Genomic DNA, 18,433 nt, shown 5'->3' on the forward strand with positions numbered 1-18,433 from the left:
GGAGGGACCCGTCGCGCCAGCGACGGGAGGGAGAGGGCGCGCGCCGTCAGGTGCGCTTCGCGACAGCGAAAACCTCTGCGTTTTCAGGTCTTGGGCGCGTGGACACGCGCCGCCCTCACCCCGGCTCGCTGACGCTCGCCCCCCTCTCCCGCAGGCGGGCGAGGGGGCATGGGCCAGCCGAGAATTAAACCGGACAGAAGTGGGTCAAGCCCGGCCATGACGAAACACACTTAGTCCCAACCCCTCCCCGTCAGGGGGAGGGGTTTTTTCGTTTGACCTCCTACTCCGCCGCGTCCTTGCCGGCGGGCGGGACCGCGTCGGGCAGGCCGGCGAAGCGGCGCAGCATGGCGAAGCGGCGGCGGATGCCTTCCTCGGCGGTGCCGACCAGGTCCTTGAAGCGGTTGGGATTGGCCCGCTCGACCATGGTGAAGCGGGATTCGCCCTTGAGGAAGTCGTAGAGGTCGGTGCTGGGGTCCTGGCTGTCCAGGGTCAGCGCCGGCTCGCCGCTGGCCAGCTTGCGCGGGTCCCAGCGATAGAGCGGCCAGTAGCCCGACTGCACCGCCAGCTTCTGCTGCTCCAGCCCGTCGGCCATGTCGTAGCCGTGGGCGATGCAGTGGGAATAGGCGACGATCAGTGACACGCCCGGCCACGCCACCGCGTCCATGATGGCGCGCTGGGTCTGGGTGTCCTTCGAGCCGAAGGCGACGTTGGCGACATAGACGTCGCCGTAGGCCATGGCCATCATGCCCAGATCCTTCTTGGGCAGGCTCTTGCCGGCGGTGGCGAACTTGGCGGTGGCGGCCAGCGGGGTGGCCTTGGATTGCTGCCCGCCGGTGTTGGAATAGACCTCGGTGTCCATCACCAGGATGTTGACGTTCTTGCCCGAGGCGAAGACGTGGTCGAGGCCGCTATAGCCGATGTCGTAGGCCCAGCCGTCGCCGCCGACGATCCACACCACCTTTTCCACCAGGTAATCGGCGACCTGCTCGAGCCGGCGGGCGCGGGCATCGTCGATGTGCTTCAACAGCCCCATCAGCTCGGCGACGCGGGCGCGCTGGGCGGCGATCTGGGAATCGTCGTCCTGGGGCGAATGCAGCAGCTCGTTGACCAGGCGCTCAGGCAGCTTGCCGGCCGCCGCCAGGGCCATCAGCGACAGCTTGGCCAGGTCCTTGTGGCGGTCGATGGCGAGGCGGAAGCCGAAGCCGAACTCGGCATTGTCCTCGAACAGCGAGTTGGACCAGGCCGGGCCGCGGCCCTCGCAGTTCTGGGCGTAGGGGGTGGTCGGCAGGTTGCCGCCGAAGATGGAGGAACAGCCGGTGGCGTTGGCGATCATCAGGCGGTCGCCGTACAGCTGCGACAGCAGCTTGATGTAGGGGGTCTCGCCGCAGCCCAGGCAGGCGCCCGAGAATTCGAACAGCGGCTGCAGGAACTGGGCGGTCTTGACCGTCGGCTTGGGCAGCTTGGTGCGGTCGGCCTCGGGCAGCTTGGTGAAGAAGTCCCAGTTGACGATCTCCTCGTCCAGGAGGGGCAGCTTCTCCTCCATGCGCAGGGCCAGGCGCGACGGGTCCTTCTTGTCCTTGCCCGGGCAGACGCGGACGCAGAGGTTGCAGCCGGTGCAATCCTCGGGCGCCACCTGCAGCAGGTAGTCGGCACCCTTGAACTCGTTGCCCTTGTAGGCCATGCGCTTCAGCGCCGCCGGGGCGGCGGCCATGTCGGCGGGCTCGGCCACCTTGGCTCGGATGGCGGCGTGCGGGCAGACCAGGGCGCACTTGTTGCACTGGATGCACAAGCTGGGCTCCCACACCGGCAGCTCGTCGGCGATGTTGCGCCGCTCGAAGCGGGCGGTGCCGGTGGGCCAGGTGCCGTCCGGCGGGAAGGCCGAGACCGGCAGCAGGTCGCCCTTGCCGGCCAGCATCAGGGCGGTGACGCGCTGGACGAATTCGGGCGCCTCGGCCGGGACGATGGGCGGCTTGACGCGGATGGCGTCGGCCAGGCGCGGGTAGTCCACCTTCTCCAGGTGGGCCAGGGTCATGTCGACCGCCTGGAAGTTCTGGGCGACGATCTTCTCGGACTTGCGGCCGTAGGTCTTCTCGATGGCCTTCTTGATCTCGGCGACGGCCTCGTCGCGCGGCAGCACCCCCGACAGCGCGAAGAAGCAGGTCTGCATGATGGTGTTGATGCGCTGACCCATGCCGGCGGCCTGGGCGACCTTGCGGGCGTCGATGGTGTAGAGCTGGATGTCCTTGGCCAGGATCTCTTCCTGGACGTCGCGGGTCAGGTGGGCCCACAGCTCGTCCTTGGAATAGGGCGAGTTGAGCAGCACGGTGGCGCCGCGGGCGGCGTATTCCAGCACGTCGATCTTGTCGAGGAAGACGAAGTGGTGACAGGCGACGAAGTCCGCCTCGCTTTCCGACAGCAGATAGGCGCTGCGGATGGGCTCGTGGCTGAAGCGCAGGTGCGAGATGGTGATGGCGCCCGACTTCTTGGAATCGTAGACGAAGTAGCCCTGGCCCTGCAGGCCGGCGCTCTCGGCGATGATCTTGATGGAGTTCTTGTTGGCGCCCACGGTGCCGTCGGCGCCCAGGCCGAAGAACACCGCGCGCTTGACGCCGTGGTTGGGCAGGCGGAACCAGCGATCGACGGCCAGCGAGGTGCCCGAGACGTCGTCGGTGATGCCGACGGTGAAGCGGCGCTTGGGCGTGGCCTTGGCCAGTTCGTCGAACACCGCCTTGACCATGGGCGGGTTGAATTCCTTGCTGGCCAGGCCGTAGCGGCCGCCGATCACCACCGGGTCGGCGGCGGTCGGGCGCAGCCCGGCGGCCTTGGCCTCCATCAGGGCGGACACCACGTCCAGATACAGCGGCTCGGCCACCGCGCCGCATTCCTTGGTGCGGTCGAGCACGGCGATGGCGCGCACGGTGGGCGGCAGGGCGGCGATGAAGGAATCGACCGAGAACGGGCGGTAGAGGCGGACCTTCAGCACGCCCACCTTCTCGCCCTCGCCGACCAGGTGGTGAACCACCTCGTGCACGGTCTCGGTGCCCGAGCCCATCAGGATCACCACCCGCTCGGCGTCGGGATGGCCGTGATAGTCGAACAGGCGGTAGCCGCGGCCGGTCAGCGCGGCGAAGCGGTCCATGGTCTCCTGCACCACCTGCGGGCAGCGCTGGTACCAGGGATTGCGCGCCTCCTGCATCTGGAAGAAGGTGTCGGGGTTCTGCGAGGTGCCGCGCAGGGTGGGATGGTCGGGCGACAGCGCCCGCTGGCGGTGGGCGCGAATCGAGTCCTCGTCCATCATGATGGCGAGGTCGGAATCGGTCATTTCCTCGATCTTGGCCACCTCGTGCGAGGTGCGGAAGCCGTCGAAGAAGTGCAGGAACGGCACCCGCGATTTCAGGGTCGCGGCGTGGGCGATGGCGGCCATGTCGTGGGCCTCCTGCACCGACGACGAGGCCAGCATGGCGAACCCGGTCTGGCGGCAGGCCATGACGTCGGAATGGTCACCGAAGATGGACAGGCCGTGGGTCGCCACCGTGCGCGCCGAAACGTGCATGGTGAAGGCGGTCAGCTCGCCGGCGATCTTGTACATGTTGGGGATCATCAGCAGCAGGCCCTGGCTGGCGGTGAAGGTGGTCGCCAGACCGCCCGCCTGCAGGGCGCCGTGGACGGCACCGGCGGCGCCGCCCTCGTGCTGCATCTCCGACACTTCCGGGATGATGCCCCAGATGTTGGTGCGGCCGTCGGCGGCCCACTGGTCGGCCAGCTCGCCCATGGTCGAGGACGGCGTGATGGGATAGATCGCCGCCACCTCCGACACCCGATACGCCACCGAGGCGCAGGCTTCGTTGCCGTCGACCGTGATGAGTTGCCGTTCAGCCATGTCCGTCCGTTCCATTGTCTGACGCCCGCCGGGGCCACTGGCCGACGGGCGGGCGGGTAGGGATATAGGTTAGCGGAGCATAATGTTCGCAAGTGCGAATACGCAAGTTCATTTTCCAAACCTGGGGACAATAAGAAATATTCGTGCGCGCGACTGAGACTCACTGGCAAAAATCGGCACGGCCTGGCGTCGGGATTTTTTGCATTCATCACAACAGGTGGTTGCCTTTTTCCCGAGGACCGGCGAAACTATGCAACCGGGGCTATATGACGGAAAGAGCCATGAGCGCAGAAGCCAGAAAGACCGGTCCCAAGGGAACCCGACGCCGCGCCAATCGCGGCCGGACCGCTTCGGGTCAGCCGAATCCCATCGACGTCCATGTCGGCGCCCGCGTGCGGCTGCGCCGCACCCTGCTCGGCATGAGCCAGGAAAAGCTGGGCGAGGCCTTGGGCCTGACCTTCCAGCAGGTGCAGAAGTACGAACGCGGTGCCAACCGCATCGGCTCCTCGCGCCTGTTCGACCTCGCCCGCGTCCTCGACGTGCCGATCAGCTTCTTCTTCGACGACATGCCCGACGAGGTGTCGGCGCTGTCGCCCCGCCTGATCTCCGGACTGGGCGAGGACCCGGCGCCGTTCGAGGCCGATCCCATGAGCAAGCGCGAGACCCTGGAGCTGGTCCGGGCGTACTACCGCATTTCCGATCCCAACGTCCGCCGGCGGGTGCTCGACCTCGCCCGCGCCCTCGGCCTGGCAGGGGAATGAGCCGGCCGCCGGTGAAGTGGAGTGTTTCTCATACCTTTTCTCCGTTGTGGCCGGACTAACCCGAAAGTACGGTAAAAGGCCTATCCCGCGCGCCGGACCCAACCGGCGGCGGCGCAACGGGGCCAAGGCGAAATGACGGGCAGCCCGGTCGGACGGTTCGAGGGCAGGCGCAGGTTGCGCGCACGCGGGCGCGTCCGGCCCGACTGGCCGGACGCCGGCGACCGGTTCCGCCGGCTGTTCGACCACTCGCCCGATCCCGCCTGGATCATTGCCGGCAACCGCTTCATCGACTGCAACGCGGCGGCGGTGGCGATGCTGGGCTACGGCGACAAGCGCGGCCTGCTGGAGACCCATCCGGGCGACCTGTCGCCGGCATTCCAGCCCGACGGCGAGGACTCGCGCACCAAGGCCGAACGGATGATCGCCACCGCCCGGCGCAACGGGCAGCACCGCTTCGAGTGGGTGCACACCCGGGCCGACGGCTCGTGCTTCGACGCCGAGGTGACCCTGTCCTCGCTCAGCCTGGACGGGCGCGAGGTGATCTATTGCGCCTGGCGCGACATCACCACCCGCAAGCGCGACGAGGAGCGGCTGCAACTGGCCCGCACGGTGTTCGACAATTCGTCGGAAGGCATCGTGGTCACCGATGCCGACGCCCTCATCCTTTCGGTCAATCCCGCCTTCACCGAGATCACCGGCTACTCCGCCGACGAAGCGGTGGGGCGGAAGCCCAGCATCCTGCGCTCGGACCACCACGAACCCGGGTTCTACGCCGACCTTTGGCGGACGCTGCTGGAGACCGGCCATTGGCAGGGCGAGGTGTGGAACCGGCGCAAGGATGGCAGCGTCTACGTGCAGTGGCAGACCATCACGGCGGTCAGGGACGCGACCGGCCGGGTCGCCAGCTACGTATCGGTCTTCACCGACATCACCAACATGCGGCGCAACGAGGACCGCATCCGCCATCTCGCCTATCATGACGCCCTGACCGGCCTGCCCAACCGTACCCTGCTGATGGACCGGCTGGAACACGGCATCGCCGTGGCCCGGCGCGAGGCCCATCGGCTGGCGGTGCTGTTCCTCGATCTCGACCGCTTCAAGGCGGTCAACGACAGTCTGGGCCACGACGCCGGCGACCGCCTGCTGCGCGAGGTGGCGGCGCGCATCGTCGCCTCCCTGCGCCGCACCGACACGGTGGCGCGCATGGGCGGCGACGAGTTCGTGGTGCTGCTCGAGCCGGCCGGTCCCGCCGACGACATCGCCCGCACCGCCGAGGCCGTCATCGCCGCCCTCGACCAGCCGGTGGATTTGGGGGTGGAGAGCGTGCGGGTGACCACCTCGGTCGGCATCGCCGTCTTTCCGGAAACCGCCGAGGATGCCGTCTCGCTGCTCAAGCAGGCCGACACCGCCATGTACGCGGCCAAGAAAGGGGGGCGCAACACCTACCGCTTCTTCGCCGCCGGCATGACCGAGAAGACCCTGGCCACCCTGCGCCTCGAGCGCGACCTGCGCGCCGCCATCCAGCGCGGCGAGTTCGAACTGCACTACCAGCCCAAGATCTGCTTCGAGGACCGCCGGCCGTGCGGCGCCGAGGCGCTGGTGCGCTGGCGCCGCGACGGCAACGATACGCTGATGTACCCGGCCGATTTCATCCCGCTGGCCGAGGAGACCGGGCTGGTGGTGGCCCTGGGCGACTGGGTGATCGAGGAAGCCTGCCGCCAGATCGCCGCCTGGCGCGCCGCCGGCCTGGGCGACATCCCGCTGGCGGTCAACGTCTCGGCCCGCCAGCTGTTCAGCCGCGACTTCGCGGTCCGGGTGATCGAGGCCACCCGGCGCCACGGCATCACCCCGGCCATGCTGCAGATCGAGATCACCGAAAGCGCGGTGATGGCCGATCCCGACGCGGCTTCCGCCATCCTTTCCGAGTTGCGGGCCTTGGGCGCCACCGTCGCCATCGACGATTTCGGCACCGGCTATTCCAGCCTGGCCTATCTCACCCGCCTGCCGGTGGACGTCATCAAGATCGACCGCTCGTTCGTCATCGGCCTCGCCGAGGGCGTCGAGAATGCCGAGATCGTCGCCTCCATCGTCGCCCTGGGCCGGGCGCTGGGCAAGATCGTGGTCGCCGAAGGTGTCGAGAACGACGAGGAGGTGCGCCTGCTCACCGCCGCCGAATGCCCCATCGGCCAGGGCTACCTGTTCGCCCGGCCGATGCCGGCGGCGGAGCTGACCCCCTGGCTGGCCGGCCGCAAGGACTGCCGCACCTGCGCCGATTACGACGTCCGCGGCTGCGGCGGCATGCGGCCGTGACCGGCATCGAGGTCGATGGCGAATTCATCGCCACCGATGCCGAAGGCTACCTGATCGATCGCGGCCGGTGGTCGGAAGCCTTCGCCCGCGCCCTCGCCGCCCGCGAGGGCGTGGCGCTCACCGACGAGCACTGGCAGGTCATCGCCTTCATCCGCGAGCATTTCCGGCGCAAGGGGCGCCAGACCACCATCCCGCAGATGGTCAAGCACTTCCGGGTCGCCTGGGGGCCCGAGAAGGGCACCGCCCGCTATCTCTACCATCTTTTCGAAACCGGCAACGGCCCCGACCGCCAGGGCTTCCGCCTGGCCGGGGTCGGGCGGCGCAAGGGCGAGGGGTGATCCCCCTCGCCCAGCGTCTTCCCCCTCAGGCCCGGGGGAGGGGCCGTTTGCCGTTTGTGGTCAGGCGGCCTTGCCCTCGATGACCTTGGGCGAGCGCTTGGTTTCGATGGCGATGGTGCGGGGCTTCATCTGCTCGGGCACCTCGCGCACCAGATCGACGTGCAGCAGGCCGTTGACCAGCGCGGCGCCGTCCACGCGGATGAAATCGGCCAGCTCGAACCGACGCTCGAAGGGACGGCCGGCGATGCCCCGGTGCAGGTACTGCACCTCGGCCTCGTCGCGGTGGGCCTTGCCGGTGATGATCAGGGTATGGTCGTGGGCGGTCACCTCGAGATCGGCATCGCCGAAGCCGGCCACCGCCATGGTGATGCGGTAGCGGTCCTCGCCCAGCTTCTCGATGTTGTAGGGCGGATAGGCCGCCGCCTGCTCATCCAGGCGGCTGGCGGCATCGAGCATGCGCGACAGATGCTCGAACCCGACGGTGGAGCGGAACAGGGGAGAGAGATCGAAGGTACGCATGTCCAGTTCTCCTTTGCGAAGCAACCAGAGGATCACGCGGTCCCGGAACGTGGCGGCCGCGCGCTATCGAGATAGGGGCGCCCGGGCCGCCGTCAAGAGGGCGTGCGGAGGGGCCATGGCGCTTCGGTCGCATTGAACCGGGCGGCGCCGAGCGCCACCTCCAGGGCGTCGATGGTGGCACGTTGCCGCGCGCGAGGAAGGCCCATGCCGCAGCCCCTGTACTTCCGCCGGACCTACGACGAGACCCTGACCCTGATGGTCGAGGCGAGGAACTACCTGGCCTTCGTCGAGCGCCGCGAAAGCGAGCGGCGCGGTGGTCTGGAACGCCTCCGGCTGTCGTGCGAGGCGATGCGGGTGACCTCGCGGCTGACCCAGGTGATGGCCTGGCTGCTGATGCAGCGCGCCGTCCACGAAGGCGAGATCGGAAGCGACGAGGCCTTGGCCGAACCCAACCGCCTGTCGGGGATCGAGGTCTGCCTGGACACCAGCGGGTTGGCCGACGAAGCGCTTCCCGGCGGCCTGCGCAGCCTGCTGGAGCGCAGCTTCAGCCTTTACCAGCGGGTGTCGCGGCTGGAACGCGACATGCTGGAGCGGCTGAACTGACGGGGGAGGGGGCGGTCAGGCGGCCGGCAGGGTCAGCCGGAAGGTCGATCCCCGGTCGGCCTCGCCTTCCACCCGGATGCTGCCGCCGTGCTGCTCGACGATCCGGCGGCAGGTGGCCAGACCGATGCCCGAGCCTTCCACATCGCGCCCATGCAGGCGCTGGAACAGCTCGAACACCCGCTCCGAGGCGCTTTCGGGAATTCCCACACCGTTGTCGGCGACCGCCAGCTCCCACCGCCCTTCGACGGACCCGGCGGAAATGGAAATGATCGGCAGGCGGTCGGGGGCGCGGTACTTGACGGCGTTGCCGATCAGGTTCTGGAACAGCCGCACCAGATCGGCGCGGTTGCCCATCACCCGGGGCAGCGGAGGCGCCACATCGACGCGGGCGCCGTTCTCCTCCAGACCGACCCGCAGGTTGACGCGCACCTCCTCCACCACCTCGTCCAGGCTCACCGGCGCGTGCGGCGGCTGGTCGCGGCCGATGCGGGCATAGTCCAGCAGCGCCGAGATCATGTCGTTCAGGCGCACCGCGCCGTTCTTGGCATAGCCCAGGAATTCCAGCCCTTCCTCGCTGAGGTGGTGGGATTCCCGGCGTTCCAGCAGGCCCAGATACGAGCTGATCATGCGCAGCGGCTCGCGCAGATCGTGCGAGGCGGCATAGGCGAAATGTTCGAGGTCGGCGTTGGAGCGGGCGAGGTCGCGGGTCCGCTGCTCCACCTGCTCCTCCAGGCCGAGATTGAGGGCGCGCAGGGCGCGGGTGCTCTCCAGCCGTTCGTCGTCCAGGGTCTTCAGCATGCGGTTGAAGGCGCCTTCGACCTCGGTCAGCTCGTTGCGGCCGGTCAATCCCAGGTCGAGGTGCTTGCTGCCCAGGGTGTCCAGATCGACGGCGCGAAGCGCCCCGGTCAGCCGCCCCAGCGGCCCGTCCAGCGTGCGTCGGAACACCCAGAAGAACAGCAGCACCAGCACCGCGCTCTTGATGAGGGCGGCGGCGACGATCATCTGGAAGCCGACGATCACCCGGTCGAGGACGATCTTGCCCGAGGCGGTGAAGCTGACCGTCGCCAGCTCGTTGTCTTGGCCGTCGAAGCTGTACCAGACCTTGAAGGTATGGGAGATGCCGCTGGCGAAGTGGGCGGCGTCCTGAAGCTGCAGGTCCTCGCCGCGCTGGGTGAGGATGGTCACCGAGGTGATGTTGGGCAGGCCCAGGATGCCCTTCTGGATGGCCAGGATCTGCTCGCGGTTCAGCTCCCACAGGGCGGTGGAGAGGGCGGGGCGGAAGGTGTTCTCGACGTCGCGAAGCTCGGACCGGATGACGGTGCGGGCATGGAAGTACTCGATCCCCATCTGCACCACGGTGATGGCCAGCGTGATGGCGAAATAGGTGGACAGCACCGATCGCAGAAGCTGCCACGACAGCGAATCGGTGCGGAACTTCATTGGTTGACCCACAGGTAACGGCCGACATACGACCGGTAGATTTCGTCGTAGCGGCCGCTGGCGCGAATCGCCGCCAGGCCCCGGTTGAAGGCGTCGCGGACGACGGGATCGACGAAGGCGCATTGATAGGGGGTGGGCGGGAACAGGGTCGACACCTGGATGTCCTCGCCCGCCGGCGCCCGGCCCTCGGCGATCAGCTTCTGGCGGTAGAAGTGGAAGATGCCGCTGTCCATCACCGCCACGTCGATGCGCCCGAGCAGCAGCATCAGCGTCTGGGTCTCCTGGTTGGCCAGTTCCTTGTAGGCCGTGTTGGCGGCCGCCATGGCGCCGAATTCGGGACCCAGGAAGACAGAGGCGTTCTGGAAGCCGACCACCGCCTTGTCCTTCAGGTCGGCGACCGTCGAGAGGACCAGACCGCGCCGCTTCAGCGAGAAGGCGGCGTTGTGGTACTGCATGAAGGGGTCGGAATAGCTGGCCGCCAGGCCTGAGCTTTCGCGGATGATGGCGGTTCCGTCCACCTTGCGCTCGGCGAACAGCTCGACGCCGCGGCCGATGGGGACGTAGACCGGCGTGATGCGGTAGCCGGCCGGGGCCAGCGCCGCGCGGACGATGTCGACGACAATGCCCTGCCCGTTCTCGAAGACGTAAGGTGGGGTGTATTGCGAGAAGATGATTTTCAATTCAGGTTTCTGTGGCTCACCGGCCGCCGCGCCCCAAATGAAGGCGCCCGTCAGCCATGCAAACACAACAAGAAAGACCGACTTCAAACCTGTCCCCGTCATCCGCCCGCGCCGAAACCGATGGAAACCTTAGCGGTATCGGGGAATGAGGTGAAGCGCCATGTCACCAATCCCTTCGGCCATGGCTCACTGCCAGCGTATCTCGTACAGCGGAATCGGCTGCTTGAATCCCTTCATCGGCTTGGCGCCGACGTCGCGGAACTGGTTGGCGGGCTTGCCAGAAGACTCCTTGACCCCGGCGGTGCAGAAGATCTGGTCGGTGCCGGTGGCGGCGCAGACCCGGGCGGCGAGCTGGACGGTCGAGCCGAACAAATCGTCCTCCTCCTGGATCGGCTCGCCGGCATTCAGGCCGATGCGCAGATGCAGTTCCTGATCGGGCTTGCGGGCATTGTGCTCGGCGACCTGGCGCTGCACCGTGATCATGGCGTCGATGGCGCCGCCGGCCGAGTAAAACGACGCCATGATGCCGTCGCCGGTATGCTTGACCTCGGTGCCGCCGTACTTCTGCAGCGCGGCGCGCACGATCAGGTTGTGGCGGCGCACGATCTCCTGGGCGGCGGCGTCGCCGCGGTCCTGGGTCATGTCGGTGGAGCCCACCATGTCGGTGAACAGCACCGTCATCAGCTGGGCCTTCTTCTCGTTCTTCTTGTTCCAGTTGGCGAAGACGTCGCGCAGGACCAGATGGGCGCCCATCTCGTCGCCCAGCATCAGGTTGCTCATGGCCCCGCGCCCGGCGGTGACCGCCCCCAGATAGCGCGGCTCGCGCAGGTATTCCGGCAGCTTGTCGTAGAAGCTGCGGGCCAGCTCGCCCGACACTCCCAGCGTCTCGAGCGCGTTGGCGATCAGCTTGGCCTTGGCCGAGCTGCCCAGCTTGCGGAACTCGCAAAGGGATTCCACCGCGCCGGCAAGGTAGAGGTGCAGCGCGAACTTGTTGTAGGCGTCCATGGCAATGCCGGCACCCTTGGCGAAGTCGACGGCGCCGTCGAGGAAGCGCATCACCGTGGGAACCTCGCCCTCGGCGGTGGCCGGACCGGCGGCTTCCGCCGCGGCGGACGCGGTGGCCAAGACCTCCAGTGCCGGCGGAGGCGGCTCGGAATCCGTGTCGTCCGGGAAGGCCGGCAGATCATCGAGCAACGGCAGCGAGTCGCCGTCGTCCGACGCTGCGCGGCGGGTCCGCCGCGGCGGTGGCGGTGCTGCCGCACGCCGGCCCCAGCCGAGATCGGGATCGGCGGCAGGGGCGGTGCGGGCGGTGGCGGCGCCCTGGCGGGGCAGGAATTTCATGCCCAGCGGCACCGCCGTCATCAGGAAGGTCAGCGCGAAGACCGCGAACAGCATCTGGTTGTAGCCGTCCGGGGAGACCCGGATGGGAAAGCCCATTTTCCACGCCAGCACGATGAACTCGGGTGTGACCTTGATGGCCACGATGGCCACGGTGAGGGCCAGAGCGGTGATGCCGGTCAGGCGCACCATCACCTGGCGGGCTTGGGCGACCTCGAGCGGATTCCGGTGGGGCTTGGGCGGCGGGCGGGCGGGTGCCTTGCGCGCCGGCGCCGGCGCCGGCGGGCTGGCCGCCTTTCCCGCCGGCTTGGCGGCCGCGGCGCCTCCGCCGCCTGCACGGGCTCCCTCCGGTGCCGCGGAGCGGGCCGCAGCGGCGCGGGGCGCCTCGCCGGCCTTCATGCCGGTGATGTAGACTTCGGCCTCGTCGAAGGCGTTGGTGTCGGTGTAATAGGTCTCGCGGACCACCTTGACCTTGATGCGGAGCTGGTGCTCCAGCTCCTTGGCCTCGTTGACGGCGGTTTCACGTTCGGAACGGGGGAAGCGGGCGTGCAGCATCCAGCCGCGGCCCTCGAGGACGTAGACCTCGTAGTGGACGATGATCATGGCGTCCGCCCGTCCATTTCCCGGCCCCCCCATCGGCCGATCAAAACAAGGTTGCTGTAACGCCTTCGATCCGCCAAGTCCATCGGAAAGCGGCAAAACGCCGCGGGCGGAAAGCGGCAAAAAGGCCGCGCGTCCGAGGACGGCGGCCTGATGCGGAAGGTCGGCGTTGGGCGGCCTGGCGGCCGCCGGCCCTTAGGCCTTGATGCCGAAGCTGGCGAAGCGCTTGTTGAACTTGGCGATCTGGCCACCGGTATCGACCATGCGGTGCACGCCGGTCCAGGCCGGGTGCGACTTGGGGTCGATGTCCAGGCGCAGAGTGTCGCCGGCCTTGCCCATGGTCGAGCGGGTCGTGAACTCGCTGCCGTCCGTCATGACCACGTTGATCTCGTGGTAATCGGGATGAATGTCGTTCTTCATGGCCTACAGCTCCGCAAATCGAAGGGGGCCTTATACAGAAAAGCCCGCCCCCGCGCAAGCGCCCGTTTCACGGATTTTTCGGCCTTTCAGGAGTGGCCGGGAACCGGCGGAATCGCCCCCAGCGTGACCCGCACCGCGGCCAGCAGGTCGTCGCGGCCGAACGGCTTGGGCAGCACGTTGGTGACGCCACCCAGTTCACGCCGGCGCAAGGGGTCGCCGCCGGGCACCGCCAGCAGGCGGGTGGGCAGGCGCGCCGCCTCTTCCTCGGCATCGGCGATGACCAGATCGGCGGGGTGGCGGGCGAAGGCGCTTTCGGCGGCGCAGCCATCGGCGGCGAGATCGACCTCGTAGCCGGCACCGACCAGCATGCTGCGCATGGTCAGACGCGCATGGGGCTCAGGATCGATGACGAGGATTCGAATCATGGCGGAAACCTCCCCTGGACCATACATTCTTCATTATTTTGGACCAGTATCGCCGCATTCATGCGCCTGTCGCAATTCCCCTTTGGGGTGGGAAAAGGGTTCGAAAGACGTAGGCCGCTTGGCGGCGGCGGCGGGCTTGGGTAGGATCGCCCGGTCAGATTGAAGGAACCCGCCATGAGCCTGGACGACAGCCGTTTCAACACCCTTGCCGACGATTTGATCGAGGGGCTGGCCGACGCCATCGACGAGGCGCTGGGCGACCGGCTGGACGCCGACCTGCACGGCGCCGTGCTGACCATCACCATCAAGGGCGGCGGCCAGTACGTCGTCAACAAGAACGGCCCGATGAAACAGGTCTGGCTGTCCTCGCCGGTCAGCGGGGCCTGGCACTTCGACTACGCCGACGGCGACTGGATCTCGACGCGGGCGCCGAAGGTGACCCTCGACTCCGTCCTGGCCGGCGAGCTGGAGGCGACGTTCGGGGTGCGGGTGGAGTTCTGAGGCCGCCTGCCGACGGCGCGGGAAGGCCCGGGGGTGGGGCAGGGGGCTTGCCCGCTCCCTTCCTCCTCGGCTAAACCATCCCCATCATGATGCTCACCCCCATCGACCATGCCGCCCTGGCTCCGCTGCTGCCCGCCTTCGCCGGCGCGCTGGACGGGGTGGCGGCCAAGGTGTTCGCCCGGGTCACCGCGCTGGTTCCCGACGGAGACCTGATGAGCCTGTCCACCGATGCCGGCCATCACGCCCAGGCGGTGGAGCTGTGCCGGTCTTTCGGCTTCGGCATCCTCGACGTCGATCCCAGGAGCCACTGGACCTGGGACGGCGAGAGCGTCGCCATCCGCATGGAGCCCAGCGTGCTGATCCACGAGGTGGCCCATTACCAGTGCGCCGCCCCCGACCGCCGGGCGGTGATCGATTTCGGCCTTGGCTGCGGCCCCGAAAGCGGTCGGCGGGACGAGGCCGACGCGGTGCAGAGCCTGTTCTGCCCCGAGCGCGACGTCGAGGAGGCGCTGTGCTCGCTGCTCGGCATCCTGTGGGAAGCGGAGCTGGGCCAGCCGGCCATCCTGGCCTTCCTGGAACAGAACTGGATGGAGGGCGGCGTCAGCCGCCACAACCTTGCCCATTTCAAGAAGATCGTGCGCTGGCTGCGCAAGATGGACCTGATCGACGACGACGGCCGGCCCACCCGCGCCCTGCGGACCGAGGGCGACCACACCTTCTTCCCGCGCTGGTTCGCCGAGTGAGCGGAATCCTGGTCATCGGAATCGGCCATCCCTACCGCGGCGATGACGGTGTCGGGCCGATGGTGGCGGAACGCCTGGCCGCTACGGGTGTCAACGCCGTCGCCCATCACGGCGAAGGCGCCGAGTTGATGGAGCTTTGGCAGGGTCTGGAGCGGGTGGTGGTGGTCGACGCCACGTCCGGCGGCGGCGCGCCGGGCACCGTCCGGGCCTGGGACGCGGTGGCGGAGAAACTGCCCGCCGCCCTGTTCCCCAAGGGCAGCCACCTGTTCGGGCTGGCCGAGGCGGTGGAGATGTCCCGGCTGCTGGGCCGGCTGCCGGGCGGGATGATGGTGTTGGGGGTGGAGGGGCGCCATTTCGCCATGGGCGCGCCGATGTCGCCCGAGGTAGCCGCCGCCGCCGAGAGACTGGTTGCCGGACTTTCGTCCGATAGCGAGGGGCTGTTTCTGCCGTAGCGTCTTCCCACAAGATATGGTAAGGCAGCGCGGTTCATCCTATCGTTGACAGGGACCACGCGCCCATGGCCGGTCATTCCCAATTCAAGAACATCATGCACCGCAAGGGTGCGCAGGACGCCAAGCGCGCCAAGGTGTTCACCAAACTGATCCGTGAACTGACGGTGGCCGCCAAGACCGGCCAGCCCGATCCCAACGCCAATCCCCGCCTGCGCGCGGCGATACAGGCGGCGCGCGCCGCCAACATGCCCAAGGACACGGTGGAGCGCGCCATCAAGCGCGGCGCCGGCGGCGAGGACGGCGCCAATTACGAGGAAGTGCGCTACGAGGGCTACGGCCCCGGCTCGGTGGCGATCATCGTCGAGGCGCTGACCGACAACCGCAACCGCACCGCCTCGGAGGTGCGTTCGGCCTTCTCGAAGAACGGCGGCGCGCTGGGCGAGAGCAATTCGGTGTCGTTCATGTTCGACCGCATCGCCGCCATCCATTATCCCGCCGGCGCGACCTCGGCCGAGGACATGTTCGAGGCGGCGCTGGAGGCCGGCGCCGACAACGTCGAATCCGGCGAGGACGGCCACGAGATCACCTGCGCCCCCGACGATCTGGGCGCGGTGCGCGATGCGCTGGAGTCCAAGTTCGGCACCCCGGAATACGCCCGCCTCGACTGGCGCCCCCAGACCAGCGTGCCGGTGGCCGACGAGGACACCGCCAGGACCCTGATGAAGCTGCTGGACGTGCTGGAGGACAACGACGACGTCCAGCGCGTCCAGGCCAATTTCGAGATTCCAGACGACGTGATGGAACGGCTGGCTTAGGTGCCAGCCCCCCCACCCCGGCCCTCCCCCGCAAGGGGGGAGGGGGGCTTGGAGGCGCCGCCGCGTCCCCCTCCCCCTTGATGGGGGAGGGTCGGGGTGGGGGTGATTCCGCGACGGTGCCGGAAGGCTGTGTGATGAGAGTTCTTGGCCTCGACCCAGGTTTGCGTACCACCGGCTGGGGCATCGTCGATGCCGAGGGCTCGTCGCTGCGCCATGTGGCCGACGGGGTGGTGAAGTCGGACGATTCGCTGTCCCTGGCCGAGCGGCTGGTGCAACTGCATCGCGGCATCCAGGCGGTGATCGCCGAGTGGCGCCCCGACCAGGCGGCGGTGGAGCAGACCTTCGTCAACAAGAACCCGGAAAGCACCCTGAAGCTGGGCCAGGCCCGGGGCGCGGTGATGCTGGCGCCGGCGCTGGCCGGGCTGGCGGTGGGGGAGTACAGCCCGGCCGCGGTCAAGCAGGCGGTGGTCGGCACCGGCCGGGCGGCCAAGGATCAGGTGGGGATGATGGTGCGCACGCTGCTGCCCGGCTGCCTGGTGAAAAGCCCCGACGCCGCCGACGCGTTGGGCGTCGCCATCTGCCACGCCCACCATCTGGGAACGAAGCGCCGGCTGGCGCGGGCGGTGGCGGGATGACCCAAGCACCGGGATTCCCCCCCACCCCAACCCTCCCCCACAAGGGGGGAGGGGGCTCTTTCCAACCTTCCCCCTCCCCCTTGATGGGGGAGGGTTGGGGTGGGGGTGATTCCGCGACGATGCCGACGAAGGCCCTGCCATGATAGCCAAACTGAAGGGCCTGATCGACACGCTGGGCGACGATTTCGCGGTGGTGGACGTGAACGGCGTCGGCTACCTGGTGTTCTGCTCGGGGCGCACCCTGGGGCGGCTGCAGCCGGGCGCGGCGGCGGCGCTGCACGTGGAGACCCATGTGCGCGAGGATCACATCCACCTCTACGGCTTCCTCGAGGCCGGCGAGCGCGACTGGTTCAACCTGCTGACCACGGTGCAGGGGGTGGGGGCCAAGGTGGCGCTGGCGATCCTGACGGTGGCGACGCCGGACCAGTTGCTGCAGACCATCGCCGCCCAGGACAAGGCCATCCTCACCCGTGCCTCGGGGGTCGGGCCGAAGCTGGCGGTGCGCATCCTCACCGAGCTCAAGGACAAGGCCGGGCGCATGGCGCTGGGCGCCTTCGCGCCGGCCTCCGGGCCGGTGGCCGCCGCCGGTGCGCCGGTGCCGGCGGGCGGCGCGCTGGAGGACGTGGTCTCGGCCCTGGTCAATCTGGGATACCGCCGGCTGGAGGCGTTCGAGGCGGCCGGGGTGGCGTCGCGCGAGCTGGGTGAGGGCGCCGATGTGGGCGCCCTGATCCGCCAGGCGCTGAAGGTGCTGGGCAAGGATCTGGCGCGATGACCCGGGTGGTCTCCCCCGAACAGGCGCCCGGCGAGGCCGAGACCCATCTGCGGCCGCAGACCCTGGGCGACTTCATCGGCCAGAAGGCGGTGCGCGAGAACCTGAAGATCTTCATCGAGGCGGCGCGGGCGCGCGGCGAGGCCCTCGACCACACCCTGTTCCACGGCCCGCCCGGCCTGGGCAAGACCACCCTGGCCCAGATCGTCGCCCGCGAGCTGGGGGTGGGCTTCCGCGCCACCTCGGGTCCGGTCATCGCGCGGGCCGGCGACCTGGCGGCGCTGCTGACCAACCTGGAGCCGCGCGACGTCCTGTTCATCGACGAGATCCACCGCCTCAATCCCGCCATAGAGGAAGTGCTCTATCCGGCCATGGAGGACTTCCAGCTCGACCTCATCATCGGCGAGGGGCCGGCGGCGCGCTCGGTGCGCATCGAGCTGCCGCCCTTCACGCTGGTCGGCGCCACCACCCGCTCGGGGCTGCTGACCACGCCCCTGCGGGAACGCTTCGGCATTCCCTGCCGCATGAACTTCTACACCCCCGACGAACTGGAACTGATCGTCCGCCGCGGCGCCCGCGTGCTCGGCTTCGACCTCACCGCCGAGGGCGCGGCCGAGGTGGCGCGGCGCTCGCGCGGCACGCCCCGGGTGGCCGGCCGGCTGCTGCGGCGGGTGCGCGACTTCGCGGCGGTGGCGGGCAAGAGTCCGGTGGACGCCCCGGTGGCCGATGCCGCCCTGACCCGGCTGGAGGTCGACCAACTCGGCCTCGACGCCATGGACCGCCGCTACCTCGCCTGCATCGCCGAGAATTACGGCGGCGGGCCGGTGGGCGTCGACACCCTGGCCGCCGCCCTGTCGGAAAGCCGCGACACCATCGAAGAGGTGATCGAGCCCTTCCTGCTGCAGCAGGGCATGATCCAGCGCACCCCCCGGGGGCGCATGCTGTCGGCTTCGGGGTTCAAGCACATCGGCCTCAACCCGCCCCGCGAGGTGCTGGTGCAGCTGGATCTGCTGGCGCGCGAGGAGGACGGGGAATGAGCGGATGGTGCAGGACTCCCTCCCCCCTCGTGGGGGAGGGTCGGGGTGGGGGGGGAACCCCCGGCTGCGTGCCGGGCGGCACCCCGACCCCGACCCTCCCCCATCAAGGGGGAGGGGGTAGAGTCCACAAACACCAGGTCCGCGTCTATTGGGAGGACACCGATGCC

The 18,433-nt window shown here is 68.7% G+C and carries 18 protein-coding genes; 11 read left to right on the plus strand and 7 right to left on the minus strand.

Annotated features, from left to right (window positions below; genetic code table 11):
- Positions 1–280: 280 nt before the first annotated feature.
- Positions 281–3,880: a pyruvate:ferredoxin (flavodoxin) oxidoreductase gene (gene nifJ / locus MTBUT4_RS12620; RefSeq protein ID WP_173980044.1), complete on the minus strand. Its 3,600-nt coding sequence runs from the start codon at positions 3,878–3,880 to the stop codon at positions 281–283.
- Between the two features lie 281 nt (positions 3,881–4,161).
- On the opposite strand from nifJ, the gene MTBUT4_RS12625 reads away from it, so the two are divergent.
- The 3 genes from MTBUT4_RS12625 to MTBUT4_RS12635 all read left to right on the plus strand — a co-directional run bounded on the left by MTBUT4_RS12625 (position 4,162) and on the right by MTBUT4_RS12635 (position 7,289).
- A complete protein-coding gene (locus MTBUT4_RS12625; protein ID WP_173980045.1) occupies positions 4,162–4,641 on the plus strand; it encodes a helix-turn-helix domain-containing protein in 480 nt (159 codons plus the stop codon).
- Between the two features lie 174 nt (positions 4,642–4,815).
- Positions 4,816–6,951 (plus strand): bifunctional diguanylate cyclase/phosphodiesterase, encoded by a 2,136-nt coding sequence (locus MTBUT4_RS12630; RefSeq protein WP_173980046.1) that lies wholly within the window; start codon positions 4,816–4,818, stop codon positions 6,949–6,951.
- Entirely contained in the window at positions 6,948–7,289 is a 342-nt protein-coding gene (locus MTBUT4_RS12635; protein ID WP_173980014.1) for a TusE/DsrC/DsvC family sulfur relay protein, read from the plus strand. Before MTBUT4_RS12630 ends, MTBUT4_RS12635 begins: the two co-directional genes overlap by 4 nt.
- A gap of 60 nt (positions 7,290–7,349) precedes the next feature.
- Here MTBUT4_RS12635 and MTBUT4_RS12640 read toward each other — a convergent pair whose 3' ends face one another.
- Positions 7,350–7,808: an Hsp20 family protein gene (locus MTBUT4_RS12640; protein WP_173980047.1), complete on the minus strand. Its 459-nt coding sequence runs from the start codon at positions 7,806–7,808 to the stop codon at positions 7,350–7,352.
- Positions 7,809–8,012: 204 nt separating this feature from the next.
- On the opposite strand from MTBUT4_RS12640, the gene MTBUT4_RS12645 reads away from it, so the two are divergent.
- On the plus strand, positions 8,013–8,411 hold the full coding sequence (locus MTBUT4_RS12645) for a DUF1465 family protein (RefSeq protein WP_173980048.1): 399 nt from the start codon (positions 8,013–8,015) through the stop codon (positions 8,409–8,411).
- Between the two features lie 15 nt (positions 8,412–8,426).
- Here the strand turns inward: MTBUT4_RS12645 and MTBUT4_RS12650 are convergent, their stop codons facing one another.
- The 5 genes from MTBUT4_RS12650 to MTBUT4_RS12670 form a co-directional block, all read right to left on the minus strand.
- Complete coding sequence (locus MTBUT4_RS12650) at positions 8,427–9,851, minus strand: ATP-binding protein (RefSeq protein WP_173980049.1); 1,425 nt, start codon at positions 9,849–9,851, stop codon at positions 8,427–8,429.
- On the minus strand, positions 9,848–10,531 hold the full coding sequence (locus MTBUT4_RS12655) for an ABC transporter substrate-binding protein (RefSeq protein ID WP_173980050.1): 684 nt from the start codon (positions 10,529–10,531) through the stop codon (positions 9,848–9,850). Before MTBUT4_RS12655 ends, MTBUT4_RS12650 begins: the two co-directional genes overlap by 4 nt.
- 186 nt (positions 10,532–10,717) lie before the next feature.
- Positions 10,718–12,472: an adenylate/guanylate cyclase domain-containing protein gene (locus MTBUT4_RS12660; RefSeq protein ID WP_173980051.1), complete on the minus strand. Its 1,755-nt coding sequence runs from the start codon at positions 12,470–12,472 to the stop codon at positions 10,718–10,720.
- Between the two features lie 192 nt (positions 12,473–12,664).
- Positions 12,665–12,889, minus strand: coding sequence for a 50S ribosomal protein L31 (rpmE, locus tag MTBUT4_RS12665; protein ID WP_173980052.1), 225 nt, complete (start codon positions 12,887–12,889; stop codon positions 12,665–12,667).
- A gap of 86 nt (positions 12,890–12,975) precedes the next feature.
- Complete coding sequence (locus tag MTBUT4_RS12670; protein ID WP_173980053.1) at positions 12,976–13,314, minus strand: hypothetical protein; 339 nt, start codon at positions 13,312–13,314, stop codon at positions 12,976–12,978.
- A 174-nt stretch (positions 13,315–13,488) separates the two neighbouring features.
- Between MTBUT4_RS12670 and cyaY the strand changes: the two genes are divergently transcribed.
- The 7 genes from cyaY (at position 13,489) to ruvB (ending at position 18,266) form a co-directional block, all read left to right on the plus strand.
- Positions 13,489–13,815, plus strand: coding sequence for an iron donor protein CyaY (cyaY, locus tag MTBUT4_RS12675; protein WP_173980054.1), 327 nt, complete (start codon positions 13,489–13,491; stop codon positions 13,813–13,815).
- Between the two features lie 86 nt (positions 13,816–13,901).
- Complete coding sequence (locus tag MTBUT4_RS12680) at positions 13,902–14,558, plus strand: hypothetical protein (RefSeq protein WP_173980055.1); 657 nt, start codon at positions 13,902–13,904, stop codon at positions 14,556–14,558.
- Positions 14,555–15,010 carry a hydrogenase maturation protease gene (locus MTBUT4_RS12685; RefSeq protein ID WP_217424168.1) on the plus strand — a complete coding sequence of 152 codons (456 nt, stop codon included), beginning with the start codon at positions 14,555–14,557 and terminating at the stop codon, positions 15,008–15,010. Before MTBUT4_RS12680 ends, MTBUT4_RS12685 begins: the two co-directional genes overlap by 4 nt.
- Positions 15,011–15,075: 65 nt before the next feature.
- Entirely contained in the window at positions 15,076–15,825 is a 750-nt protein-coding gene (locus tag MTBUT4_RS12690; RefSeq protein ID WP_173980056.1) for a YebC/PmpR family DNA-binding transcriptional regulator, read from the plus strand.
- Between the two features lie 134 nt (positions 15,826–15,959).
- Complete coding sequence (gene ruvC / locus MTBUT4_RS12695) at positions 15,960–16,460, plus strand: crossover junction endodeoxyribonuclease RuvC (RefSeq protein WP_173980057.1); 501 nt, start codon at positions 15,960–15,962, stop codon at positions 16,458–16,460.
- Positions 16,461–16,599: 139 nt separating this feature from the next.
- Entirely contained in the window at positions 16,600–17,232 is a 633-nt protein-coding gene (ruvA, locus tag MTBUT4_RS12700; RefSeq protein ID WP_173980058.1) for a Holliday junction branch migration protein RuvA, read from the plus strand.
- The gene (ruvB, locus tag MTBUT4_RS12705; RefSeq protein WP_173980059.1) at positions 17,229–18,266 is read left to right on the plus strand and encodes a Holliday junction branch migration DNA helicase RuvB; all 1,038 of its coding nucleotides are present in this window, start codon (positions 17,229–17,231) and stop codon (positions 18,264–18,266) included. The genes ruvA and ruvB overlap by 4 nt, the downstream gene beginning before the upstream one ends.
- The last annotated feature ends 167 nt before the right edge of the window (positions 18,267–18,433 follow it).

Origin of the sequence: Magnetospirillum sp. UT-4 (assembly GCF_902729435.1) — a bacterium.
Classification (GTDB): Bacteria; Pseudomonadota; Alphaproteobacteria; order Rhodospirillales; family Magnetospirillaceae; genus Magnetospirillum.